The 11,583-nt window shown below is 54.4% G+C and carries 11 protein-coding genes and 1 pseudogene; 5 read left to right on the top strand and 7 right to left on the bottom strand.

The genetic code is table 11. The features are described 5' to 3' along the window. A partial coding sequence (locus tag G3O00_RS09250) for an ESPR-type extended signal peptide-containing protein (RefSeq protein WP_277399263.1) occupies window positions 1–1,487 on the bottom strand: 1,487 nt, incomplete at its 3' end. Window positions 1,488–2,251: 764 nt separating this feature from the next. Further along, complete coding sequence (locus tag G3O00_RS09245; protein WP_206142787.1) at window positions 2,252–2,968, bottom strand: IS6 family transposase; 717 nt, start codon at window positions 2,966–2,968, stop codon at window positions 2,252–2,254. A gap of 608 nt (window positions 2,969–3,576) precedes the next feature. On the opposite strand from G3O00_RS09245, the gene G3O00_RS09240 reads away from it, so the two are divergent. Together G3O00_RS09240 and G3O00_RS09235 are read left to right on the top strand one after the other, a co-directional pair. Continuing rightward, entirely contained in the window at window positions 3,577–4,380 is an 804-nt protein-coding gene (locus tag G3O00_RS09240; protein ID WP_206142784.1) for an alpha/beta hydrolase, read from the top strand. Between the two features lie 58 nt (window positions 4,381–4,438). After that, window positions 4,439–4,771 carry a DUF4148 domain-containing protein gene (locus G3O00_RS09235; protein ID WP_206142783.1) on the top strand — a complete coding sequence of 111 codons (333 nt, stop codon included), beginning with the start codon at window positions 4,439–4,441 and terminating at the stop codon, window positions 4,769–4,771. Between the two features lie 1,086 nt (window positions 4,772–5,857). Here the strand turns inward: G3O00_RS09235 and G3O00_RS09230 are convergent. Then, complete coding sequence (locus G3O00_RS09230) at window positions 5,858–6,835, bottom strand: GlxA family transcriptional regulator (protein ID WP_206142786.1); 978 nt, start codon at window positions 6,833–6,835, stop codon at window positions 5,858–5,860. 444 nt (window positions 6,836–7,279) lie between these two features. Between G3O00_RS09230 and G3O00_RS09225 the strand changes: the two genes are divergently transcribed. The 3 genes from G3O00_RS09225 to G3O00_RS09215 all read left to right on the top strand — a co-directional run bounded on the left by G3O00_RS09225 (window position 7,280) and on the right by G3O00_RS09215 (window position 9,851). Continuing rightward, a complete protein-coding gene (locus tag G3O00_RS09225) occupies window positions 7,280–8,056 on the top strand; it encodes a hypothetical protein (protein WP_206142782.1) in 777 nt (258 codons plus the stop codon). Between the two features lie 205 nt (window positions 8,057–8,261). Further along, the gene (locus tag G3O00_RS09220) at window positions 8,262–8,897 is read left to right on the top strand and encodes an alpha/beta hydrolase (RefSeq protein ID WP_206142781.1); all 636 of its coding nucleotides are present in this window, start codon (window positions 8,262–8,264) and stop codon (window positions 8,895–8,897) included. Between the two features lie 267 nt (window positions 8,898–9,164). Then, window positions 9,165–9,851: a response regulator transcription factor gene (locus G3O00_RS09215; protein WP_206142780.1), complete on the top strand. Its 687-nt coding sequence runs from the start codon at window positions 9,165–9,167 to the stop codon at window positions 9,849–9,851. A 418-nt stretch (window positions 9,852–10,269) separates the two neighbouring features. Here G3O00_RS09215 and G3O00_RS43920 read toward each other — a convergent pair whose 3' ends face one another. The 4 genes and pseudogenes from G3O00_RS43920 to G3O00_RS09205 all read right to left on the bottom strand — a co-directional run bounded on the left by G3O00_RS43920 (window position 10,270) and on the right by G3O00_RS09205 (window position 11,474). Beyond that, window positions 10,270–10,344, bottom strand: a complete 75-nt coding sequence (locus G3O00_RS43920; RefSeq protein ID WP_346778962.1) for a hypothetical protein — start codon at window positions 10,342–10,344, stop codon at window positions 10,270–10,272. Further along, window positions 10,314–10,520: an ATP-binding protein gene (locus G3O00_RS44105; protein ID WP_346778961.1), complete on the bottom strand. Its 207-nt coding sequence runs from the start codon at window positions 10,518–10,520 to the stop codon at window positions 10,314–10,316. Before G3O00_RS44105 ends, G3O00_RS43920 begins: the two co-directional genes overlap by 31 nt. A gap of 239 nt (window positions 10,521–10,759) precedes the next feature. Beyond that, window positions 10,760–10,852 (bottom strand): annotated as a pseudogene (locus G3O00_RS43910) (AAA family ATPase); the annotation flags it as partial. 34 nt (window positions 10,853–10,886) lie between these two features. After that, window positions 10,887–11,474: a TetR/AcrR family transcriptional regulator gene (locus G3O00_RS09205; RefSeq protein ID WP_206142779.1), complete on the bottom strand. Its 588-nt coding sequence runs from the start codon at window positions 11,472–11,474 to the stop codon at window positions 10,887–10,889. Window positions 11,475–11,583 lie beyond the last annotated feature (109 nt).

Raw genomic sequence — 11,583 nt, 5'->3', positions numbered from 1 at the left:
CCGGTCGAGAGCGACGTGATCGAACTGGTGGCCGACGACAGACCGGTCGACGTGGAAGTCGACAGCGATGTGACCGAGCTGTTGGTCGACGAAAGGCCGGTCGACAGCGACGTGATCGAGCTGGTGGCCGACGACAAACCTGTCGACGAGGAAGTCGACAACGACGTAACCGAGCTGTTGGTCGACGAGAGGCCGGTCGAGAGCGACGTAATCGAACTGGTGGCCGACGACAAACCTGTCGACGTGGAGCTCGACAGCGAAGTAACCGAGCTATTGGTCGACGAGAGGCCGGTCGACAGCGAAGTGACCGAGCTATTGGTCGACGAAAGACCCGTCGACAGCGACGTAACCGAGCTGTTCGTCGACGAGAGACCCGTCGACAACGACTTTACCGAGCTGTTCGTCGATGAGAGGCCGGTGGACAGCGACCCGATCGAGCTGTTAGCTGACGAGAGTCCAGTAGAAGCCGACGTCGACAAACTATTGATCGCTGTGGTCGCGGCATAGAGCTGCGACCCGTTGATTGCATCAGTACTGGTCGACGTGACCTGTCCAGCAGCAACATTCGTAATCTGACGTTCGGCGCCAACGGCACCCACACTCACCACGCTGGACGGTGACGCACCTGCGTAGTTGTAGGTGACCCCACCGATCGTCCCCGTCGCCGTCGGATTGGCAGCTGCAGTTACTGCCCCGCTCCCCAATGCGACCGCCCCTGACTGCGAGGCGACGGCATTAAGACCAATCGCATTCGAACTGGCTCCCGAAGCAATCGCGCTGTTACCAATCGCGTTCGAATCCGTACCTGAAGCCGTAGCGCTACTGCCAATCGCATTTGCGTTCGAGCTCGATGCCGTTGCGCCACTACCAACCGCTATCGCACTGGCCCCGCCAGCGACCGTCGCATTACCAACATTCGAGGTCGTTTGAGACGAGCCGATGGCGATCGCGTTTTGACCTGCAGTAGCACCGAGCGTCGCCGTACTCCCCATTCGGAGCGAATAAGTACCTCCCGAGACATCAGTCACTCCGATCCGCCCGGAATTGACATACAAATAGCCTCCTAAGCTCAGATTCATTGAGGCGCCATTTGCATTGCCTGTGAGTCCCGTCGCGCCAAAGAACAAACTTTCCGTCGTTTGAGTGGTTGGATTTGCGGTACAAAAAGTGCCACCACTCGGTCCGGTTGCGGACGGTAAGCCGTCCACTATCGCGTAACATCCGAGGTCAGTGCCATCATTGATATAGACACCTCCGGCCGCTTGGGTTGCGATCGGTACGGTAGAGAACAACAGTCCAGCCGATACGGCGATCCAATTGCGCCAAATTTTCACCGCGCCATCATTCGACTCATTTTTCTCGCCTTCAGAAATCCGAGCCTTGTTGAGACCATTTTTAGAAGGTTTTCCGCAGGACTTCGTCAACTCCGACGCTGCCACCCAAGTGCCACGCGCCTCATTCCAAACAGTTTTATAAGACTTATTCATTTTACTCACCCGTTGAAATGAGGGTCGGCCGCTTTCCGGCAAATACGCCATTAACTTTCAGAAAAACTTCCCAAAAATCAAGGTAAATGGACGCAAGAATTAGATCTCAGCAAATTTGCAGAAATCAAAGAAAGGCGAAAATATCAATTTGATATGAATTAAACTCAAAATAAAGCTACTCCACACAGATCGCATTCTATTCATTCAAATTACTCAAGCAATGTCATCATTGTTATTTTATTTTTGCATTTTCATCGCATAATGAAACGCAGCCCCTCAATACATCACGAGCAAACGTTTCACATTACGATTTCGAGTAATCGCTTTTCCGCAAAAAACCAAAATAAATTTAACAATTGAGTGTTAAGAATTGTAAAAGTAGCATCGTGTACTGCACACGATGCCCAGATCTACCCAGAACTTCGTGGTGGTTGACGGGCTAACAGGAATGCGAAAACTGGCCCCCTAAGAAGTCGGCGCGCCCTTCTCTTGTCGCAGGTGACAGTTGTCCGCCTGGGATGTCACAGGCGCACAGGCGTGGCTATTTCTGGCGACGACCCATTGGCTGCACGCAGAAAACCAGATTTTTTGGGAGCCCCAGGCCTCGACGATCCTGATGTATCCAACCGACGTGGATCTCAAACCGCCTCTTGTCCGACAAATCGCAGAATGACCGATCAAAGGCTTCGCATCGTCGGAGACATGCGCAAGGCTCTGTCAACTTGTCAATTTCAGGACAAGGCGGCGGCTGGCAGGGCCACCGCTCAGAAGGCAGTGAACGGATTTTGGGTGACTTCGGTGAAATCGCGCCAAGCCGTGAATCGAGCGGCGAGCTGCTTGCCAAAGAGCGATGCGCGCAGCAGGTGCCGTTTCAACGCGAAGTGCTGCCGGATCGGGCCAAAGCTCGAGAGGAAAGCCTGCGTACGTTCAGGCGGCCGAAATCCACGCATGCGCCGCTCACGTTCCCGAGTGGGTTGATGGCTGTTCTCGGCCCGGTTATTGATGCGCGCACTGGCTTTGACGAACACGTGCTTGACGTGCGCCAGCTCCGGGATCTCGGCGATGGCCGCCGGATAGCTGCGCAACTGATCGGTGACGATCGTGTGCGGCACCGGACCCGCGCACAGCAGGCGTTCGAAGAAGCGTTTTGCTGCGCTTTTGTCGCGCCACTGCTGCAGAAGGATGTCCAGTTCGGCACCATGTTGGTCGACGGCTCGCCACAGCAGGTGGGGCTCGCCGCGTAGCATCACGACCATTTCGTCCAAGTGCCAGATGCTGCCCGGCTGACGCCGGGTGGCCTTCGTGCGACGAGCGAAGCCCGCGCCGAATTTGTCGCACCATCGACGGATCGTCTCGTGGCTGACCACCATCCCGCGCTCGAACAGGAGTTCCTCGATGTCGCGCAGGCTCAGTTGAAAGCGGAAATACCAGCGCACCGCGCAGCTGATGACCGCCGCGGGAAAGCGGTGCCCGTGGTACAGCGATTTGGCTTTCGTCGTTCCAGTATCCTAACCGACCGCATCAGTCAACGTGACAACGCCCTCTGCACACATCACGTGAACACTCGATGTCCGAGACTACGGGCAGTTCTTGCTGGCAAGCGATGAATTCCCCGGTTCCCCCAGACCCTGAACGTCGACTTTTGCACGTTGCCTGTTTGCACCAGTCTTTGGGGGACCAGCTGGCGACCCCGCCCTATTGTGACGCAACAATTCGCGACGCCTTTTCTGCTCGCCGTCGGCGAGACAAGGTTGTGTGTCAACAAAGTAGGCGTTTGTGCGTCGCAGCACATCGCACATATCCCCTTCTCCCGGCCTCTATCAGCCCCCTTCAATCCGAAGGCCATACCACGTCTTTGCTTGCCTTTTAAGACGACTGGTCATATTATCAAGTGGGCCGGATTTGATCCTAGATCCGCAACGGATCTCCACCGGGGACGCATGACGCTATTCGACCTCATGAGTTACGAAGAAGGTGGGTCCAGACCGCAAATTCGTCGGAGGACAGCCAGCTCGCTGTACTGACCAAACTCCGGTTATGCGTGACACACGCTTACAATGATTTCGTAGAATTTCGCCTGAGTTGAACAATGCACAAACATGATGTAGTAAGGATGACTACTCAATATGGTGTAGAGTATTTCGCCGAAAATGGTAACGACCATCGACTGCTCGTATTCGTTCATGGTTGGCGCGACAGCGCGTCTGGTTGGCAATGGGTAATCAACGGATTGAACTCCAACGGAGAATGGAAGATCGTCGCAGTGCAGCGTCACGCTGTAGAACGAAATGATTCAGATTCCGCTGCTCTTTTGGATGACTATGCATCTCAAGTTTTAGACGCGATAGCCGATGCAACGGGCCCTGAAAGCGAAATCGTATTAGTTGGTCAGTCAATGGGGGCTGCTATTGCCGAACTGGCGGCAATACAGCTTGCTGATCGACTTCAGGGCCTCGTGCTTATTACACCGGCTCCGTTGGCTGGAAGCCCTATGCCACCGGAAACACGAGATGCATTTGAACTAGGAGCGCGTGACCTTGATCGCGTCAACGCGGGGCTCGGTCGCGTCGGCCTAGCCGTTAACATCACTGCAGACGCCCAATTACGGATGATCCTTGCAACGCCCGCTGAGTCTGAACGCTCCACGCTGCAAACACTGGCCTCATGGATCGGCGGTCATCCTGCTGGTCAGCAGCCGTCGCCTGTAGAGGCCCCCACCTTGTTGCTGGTGACGGAGGATCAGGCATTTCCCGAGCAAATGCTCCGTGAACAGGTTGCTCCTCGCTTTGCAAATATCCTAGTCGAAAAGATACACGGCGCGGGACACTTTCCTCATCTTGAACAGCCAGAGGAAGTTGCAAAAGTGATCAACGGCTTCATTTCCGGTCTCTGACGCCGATTCAATCATATCATCTCGTGTCATTATAAGAAATCCTTATTAAGGGGCTTTCATGAATTTCACCAAAACAACGTCGTCTCTTGCCGTAGTGGGTGCTGCGATTTTTCTAATCTGTACCGCTGTGCCATCGTTGGCCCACGCCAAAGCTGGCGCACTGGTCGGCGCTGAATCGACAACCTCGTCTCCCCCCACCACCGCAGATGCGAAGCAGCAACTCAAAGCGCAACGCAAAGCGGAGCGAAAGGCCGCGCGAGCAAAGAAGAATGCGGAACTGAAGAGGCTTGAGGAGAACGGATATAAGCCGGTACAGGTTGACTCAAACTATCCGCAGAATCTTCAAGATGCACAGAAAAAGGCAGGCGCAGCATCTGGCGGGAATCAATAGCGGATGTTACGTTTGCTCAACAAGGGCCGGCCCATGTGTCAGCTCTGAGCTGCGGCGGGTTGCAGACTAGGCGTTTGACATCCAGGTTCTGAAGGATGTTTCTCGGAAAATAGTGAGTTCGCCCGTGCAGCGCCGGGAGGTCGTGCAGCAAGTGATTGAACAGCACAACTATTCGGAGCGCCGGGCGGGCGCGCTCGTTGGTCTAAATTGCCAGACGTACCAGCGGCCAGTCTCGCTTGAGGCCAACCACGAGGTGCGGCAACGGCTACGCGAACTGGCGCAGCATCGGCCGCAGTTTGACTCATCCCGCCTGCGCGTCTTGCTACGCCAGGAAGGTCCGGTTCGGAACCACCAACACCCGTGCACTGAACGGCTGTATCGCGAAGAAGACCTATCGCTTCGTCCGAAACGGCGAAAGAGGCGTCCGAGCCATCTGCGCATCGTAATTCCCACACAACGACGCGGACGAGAGCAGGACGTTGGATTTCGTCGCGCATACACTTGTAAACGGCCGGCGCGTCCGAATATTGACAATCACCGATACGTAAAAACGGGCGCGTCCGCACATTGAAGTCGACTTCTCGCTAACACCTCTCCGAGTGGCTCGTGTACTCAATCAGTTGCGGCGTCACCGGCAACATCGCAACTTGATCCAGGTAGATAATGGCCCGGGGTTCGTCAGCAAGACACTCGACGCTTGGGCACATGAACACAGTTCAAACTGCAGTTCATCCATCCCGGAAAACTGGAGGAAAATCCATAACATTGAGAGCTTTAACGGGCGACTGACACTGCGAAGAGCACTGAAATCCGCATGCGTTCGACAGTTTCGACGATGCATCGCAAGCACATCAAGGTATGGCGAATCGATTACCACTCCGTTCGCCCACATAGCGCCTTGGGGAAACTGGCGCCGGACCAATTCCGGTTGCTTCGTCAACCGAAAACCGCTGAATCCGCAAACTTACGAATGGCGCACTCAGCGTGGCAAGTTCCGGGTCAGCGAAACCCACTCGACCCGAATCACTGCGGAGACAAAATAAAATTCCCCATCACAACCGCATCTTCCCTAGAAATGCTCTTTAGCTAATCAAGCTGGTCCGGATCGGTTACGTCGAGAGCTGGAGCGCGACTATCTCTCCTTAACGATTGGGGACTCTCGCCGTATTCCCGTACAAATACATCACGAAGATGGCGTCTATCGCGGAATCCAGTCTCCCGGGCAATAATTTCTAAGGAATGTCGACTGCGCTCGACCATATTTCTTGCAACTTCGAGACGGAGTCGTTCGATTGCTTTGGCGGGCGACTCGCCAGTTTCGGATAGAAAAATACGCCCAAACTGCCTTGTGCTGAGGTGGACAGCCTTTGCCAGATCGTCGACACGCAACGGCTTGGACAAATTCTGGCGGGCATACGTCAACGCCAACTGGATTCTGTCCGACTTCGGTGCGAGTTCCAGCAATTGCGATTGCTGCGAATGCCCGCCGGAACGTCTATGGTCCATCACTAGCGCACGCGCGACCGAAGTAGCGACGTCCGAGCCGAGATCCTTCTCCACCATACCAAGCGCAAGATCCATCACCGCAGTTAATCCTGCCGACGTCCAAATGCCCCCATCAACGACAAAAATACGATCGGACTTCACTTGCACCAGGGGAAAGCGCACCTTCAACGCGTCTATGTATGCCCAATGCGTGGTCGCGTGTCGCCCATTGAGAAGTCCTGCTTCGCCCAGTGCGAACGCGCCGGTACACAGTCCTGCGGTACGCCGCGAGCGCGCTGAGGCATCGGCAATAAATTCCAGTTCGTCGGCGCTCGTGATGTGATTGAGTGGATTGACCACACCACTGATCATCCACGTGTCAGCCCGAGTCCGAGCGCTCACCGCTTCGGTCACTACCGAGACGCCTAGCGACGAGCGAACTGCCCCTCCCTCGATCGAATAATTCGTCACACGATAGACATGCTCCCGCGCCACGACGTTCGCGAGCTCAAACACAGACTGCACGCCGATGGCCATGACCTGGAATTTCTCGGTTAGGAAAAAGCCTATTCGATGCATCAATGGCACCACTCGTGATGTCCGAAATTGTGATTATAAATGTCGTTGGAAGAATCCGCTTGCCGCGTGGATGATAGGGACTCGTTCAACGAACTGTCGACCATGCATAACGCCATGCCACCGCATCGCGGAACCGCGGTTGTTAGCAGCATCCCTCAGCCCAAGGCTCGGCGAATGTTGACCGCCTTGAAGCGAACGGCTACGACCTAACTTTGCTCGATCAGATTCGCCCGCTTCTCAACTTGGCAGTTGTAGAACTCACAGCATGCAGTCGTCGCGCCGTCGAGGTCGTCTTGTCGGTCGTGGCTGAATCGTGAGCCTTGCCGCAGCGAGCGCAAATGGCGCCGAGTTGTGAATCCGGCATCCGAGCATGCTGACGAATAGCCCTGACTTGTAGTTGGTCACTGATTCATCTGATAGTTGGCTCCGACCGCAGACTCACATATGGAACACGTTTCTCCAAGCGCGCTTGGTCGCACGTTCGGCAGCGGTGCCCCCACGCTGCTTTGCATGCGGTTTCGGGGCACAATCGATTCTTGGAACCCGCTGTTCCTCGACAGCTTGGAAGAACAACCGTTCCAAGTCACGACATCCGGCTGCGGCTGCCTCGGACAACCAACCGTTGCCCCGACTTATAGCCCTGCGTCGCGTGCCATGGATGCAATCGGTTTGATCACGGCATTGACGCTAGCCAAAGTAGTAGTTGGGAGGCGGACAATAGCTGGAATGGTCGCACAAATTGTACTGACCAAAGCGCCTCAATTGATGAGTCAAGCGGCGCTAATCGCAATGACGCCTCCCGGTCAGTTGCCAAAGGCAGGTGATCCGCCGTTCTACGAAGCGGTGGAGCGCGAACACAACTTCGAAGTCTACGTACCCTGGCTCTTCGAGCCCTTGTCATCGGTAAGCCGACTCAGCCGCGTGCTGGTGTCACCCCATTGGCGCCGTTCGAGTGGGCTGGGACGCAACTCCGCGAAGGCCCAAGGAATCTTACGTTTCCAGAAGATGCCGTGCGCAACGCACCAAAGTCAAAATCGATCCTGGTTCTACATATTGGCAGGGATCACGATACAGTTTTTCCGATTGAAAACTGGTGCGTGCTCGACGAACAACTTCCGACTATCCACCTCGAAATGTTCCCGCGAGCCAGTCACGGCTCACATCTCAAACGTGCGCATGCTTGCGCGCAGCATTCGTCGACAGGGTTTTGTAGCGCACTAATTCACGATTCGGTCGCCATGGTTCGCACGTTTTTTGTACACGCAGTCGAAGTGTGACAATGCGAAACGATCTCGTCGCAATCTTTATTTAGATTAGGATTACGAAATTTCTGATCAGCATTGATAGCGTCCAGGCACTCGAATCTAGTGAGAACGTTTTTGGTAGGTATGCATGCATCGCTCGCATTTCTTGTTAGGAGCAAGCCATGAAATCCAACATAGAAGGAGCCGAAGGACTCCCTCTCGAGGTGTTTGACGCGGTTCGCAAGAGCGTGGAAGAAAGCCGCTCACAGTCCTACCGCGTACTAGCGATACTTTTCTCCGGCTTCAACCGGTCGGACGTGAAGGAATCGTTAGGCATCGTCGCCACGTTCTGCCAGCAGGGTGTGACTAGCGGCATTCACGGCCAGTACGAGTGCGTCCGCGAGTTCTCGGAAGCGGATTTCACGGACGATCCCGAGAGAATCGATGCGCAGACTTTGATTCTGCACGGTGACGACGTTCAGATTGCACCAATCGAAGACTCGGGTCGTTTGTCGACCAAGATCGCGAAGAACACCAGGCCGAAATCTATGCCGGTGGGTCACACCGGACTAGCACGACCAATGCCGCCAAGATCAATGCGGACTGATTGCGTTCCTGCTGTTGGAACGAGCACATCTTCTAGGTGCATGAAGACGGCGAAGGCGCACTGTTCCCATAAGTCATCGTGTGCAGCGTTCGGTCAATTCCGCCCGCGCCTCATTCAACTCGCACGTCGACTACGCATCCCAGGCGCAGGCGACTTCCGTGATACAGCGAAAACAATTCGAAAAATCTCAAAAGACATGAAGCACCCCTGAGATTCACAATCATCACATATTTCAATACCGACTTTCACCACACACCAGATTCCAATAAAAGATGATCGACCCAAATGTGACGCGCAATCCTCGCCCCCAATTTACATGGGGATCGCCCATCTACGATATACCGCTTTAGCAGCGCACCGACTACCTCAAAGCACCCTTAAAGTACGCACACCACAATAAACCAGACAAAATCAAAAAATATGGCCACCACAAAACACGAGATCATGAAAATCACACTTTTGCCTGACGATATACACTATGAGAGTTGCAATCCTCGATGACGACGAAGAATGGGTTGACTATGTCGTATTCTCCCTCACAAAACTCAACTATACATGCTTTAAATTTTTCGAAGGAAAAGCATTTAAACGAGCCCTTCAAAGGGAAAGTTACGATCTAATATTAATGGACTGGCGCATCCCCGATTTATCCGGTGAATTGATATTGAGATGGATTCGTGAGCGCGAAAGCGAAATCCGCGTTCCAATTATTTTTGTGGCTAGTCGAAGCGACGAAATTGGAATTGCCCAAATACTGAACGCAGGCGCCGATGATTATATCGTAAAGCCAGCAGGGGAAATTCTCTTGCAAGCACGAATTAGCTCACTTCTAAGGAGATCATACCAAACCGGGAGCAACCCCCTTTCTCAGAGCTTCGGCCACTACCGATTTGATCTCGCACACCGAAGTCTTTATTTTAAAGATGAGGCGATAGCCCTAACTCAAAAGGAGTTTGATCTAATCCATTTATTCTTTAGGCGAATAAATCAACCAATCAGCAGAGACTACATCAGAGATAGAATATGGAACCAAAGCGACAACATCCCATCTCGCACAATTGACACTCACATCTCCGTCATTCGCACAAAAGCGAAGCTTCACGCGCAGAATGGATATAAGCTGATTTCCATTTATGGATATGGATACAGACTGGAGAGTGCGTGAATTTAAACACCAAGGAGAAATATAGCCCACCCCACATAATCACTCATTAAATCACAGTGCATTTTAACTTAAAATCATACGAAATGTCGCCCACAATACCATCATTAGCGCTCACAATGAAATTCTCAAATCGCAACGCAGCAACCTCTTGAAATTCAAGTCGCCCATAGATTAATCACCCTCTTCTATCGGATCTGAAATCGATTAGAAGGAACCTCTCCGCAACCAACCTATCGTCGGGTAATGACACTAACCACGAGCTACCCTACCCCATCCTTCAGAGTGCTTCAAATGTGGTTCGACGTCGCTCCGCAGCCTATTCGCGGATATCCTTCAGGAGCACCTGGCACGCTATATCGAGCGCCTCCTAGCGGGCTAGCATCATGCTATCAAACGCATTTGAGATCTGAGCCAGTCGCTACCTCTTCGATGACGAACCGTGGCCGGCTTGGCGTTGCTGTTTCAGTCTGTCGCTGTCCCCGTTGATTTGGATAATATCGGCGTGGTGCATGATGCGGTTGAGCATCGCGGCAGTCGCGGGGTGTGGCCGCCGAAGGTTTCTGCCCATTGCGCAAACGGAAAGTTTCTGGTCCTGATCGTCGACCCGGGCCCATAGCGCTTGACGACGATCTGGGAGAAGTGGCTAGCCTGATCTCTCGAGAGCGGCAGACAGCCGACCTCATCGACGAAGAGTTACCTCGGGCCGACAATGTTGTACCGAAGAAGCGCGTCGTATCGCTGCTGTCAACGCGGCCTCGAGCCGCAACATCAGATCCGCTGCCGTGATGAACTTCGTCTTGATGCCGGCCCGTGTCGCGGCATACCTGATGGCGATCACGAGGTGGTGACCTGCCCACGCCTGACAGACCTAACAACACGGCGTTCTCAACCCGCTCAATGAAGCACAGGGTGGCAAGTTCGTCGATCGTCTTGCGCGGCGCTCCGACGCTGAAACTGTAATCGTCGTCATCGAGCGTCTTGATGGCGAGGATCCCGGCCATGCGCACCAGTGTTTGGCGCGACGAACTTGCCTCGTCAACGCGTGTCTGCGGGCGCTAGCGACGCAAGAATCGCGTTGCGGCTGGCCGCCAGAATCTCGTCGGCCAGCGGCGAATCATCAGGGCACGCGCGCGACAGGACGATCGCGCCCACCAGGTGGGCAAGCGTGTCGACGATCTTTGCGCGCGCCTCTGGCTGATCAGCAGCCCCGACCCCTACCACGCCGTCGTGCTCCAGAATGGCCGCCACCGCACTTTCGATGCCATCAGCAAATGCGGCCTTGACGGCCGCCGGCTGCCGCGCGGCATCCCCGCTCAGTGCGGCCATCGTGCAGCCCGTGCTGCGCCCGTCGCGATGCTCGCGCGACACATAGCGCTGTACAAACCCCGCAATGTCAAGCCCGTCGCTCGCCGCCACGGTCTGCGCAATGCCGCACGTCACGGCCTCGGTCATCAAGTCCCCCTTGGACTGAAAGTGCCGATAGAACCCGCCATGCGTAAACCCCGCGGCCGCCATTAGCTCCGCCACTCCGACACCGTCATAGCCACGCTCCCTGAACAGCACGGAAGCCGTCTCAACAATGTGACTCCGGTTTTTCACGGACTGCGTCCTCGAAACTTTCACAACCGCCACTCCCGATTTAAGTAAGCATCCAATGAATACTTTAGATGACGACCAACATCAAAGTCTTTGACGCCAATGATTATCTTCGTCATCATTGACGCGTGCAACC

The sequence above is a fragment of the Burkholderia sp. Ac-20384 genome (assembly GCF_017104605.1).
Lineage (GTDB): Bacteria > Pseudomonadota > Gammaproteobacteria > Burkholderiales > Burkholderiaceae > Burkholderia > Burkholderia lata.
This window is presented reverse-complemented; position numbering and strand designations above follow the sequence as displayed.

Coding starts and splice junctions, on each gene's coding strand:
- G3O00_RS09240 (WP_206142784.1), top strand. CDS start 3,577: ATGCACAAACATGATGTAGTAAGGATGACTACTCAATATGGTGTAGAG.
- G3O00_RS09235 (WP_206142783.1), top strand. CDS start 4,439: ATGAATTTCACCAAAACAACGTCGTCTCTTGCCGTAGTGGGTGCTGCG.
- G3O00_RS09230 (WP_206142786.1), bottom strand. CDS start 6,835: ATGCATCGAATAGGCTTTTTCCTAACCGAGAAATTCCAGGTCATGGCC.
- G3O00_RS09225 (WP_206142782.1), top strand. CDS start 7,280: ATGGAACACGTTTCTCCAAGCGCGCTTGGTCGCACGTTCGGCAGCGGT.
- G3O00_RS09220 (WP_206142781.1), top strand. CDS start 8,262: ATGAAATCCAACATAGAAGGAGCCGAAGGACTCCCTCTCGAGGTGTTT.
- G3O00_RS09215 (WP_206142780.1), top strand. CDS start 9,165: ATGAGAGTTGCAATCCTCGATGACGACGAAGAATGGGTTGACTATGTC.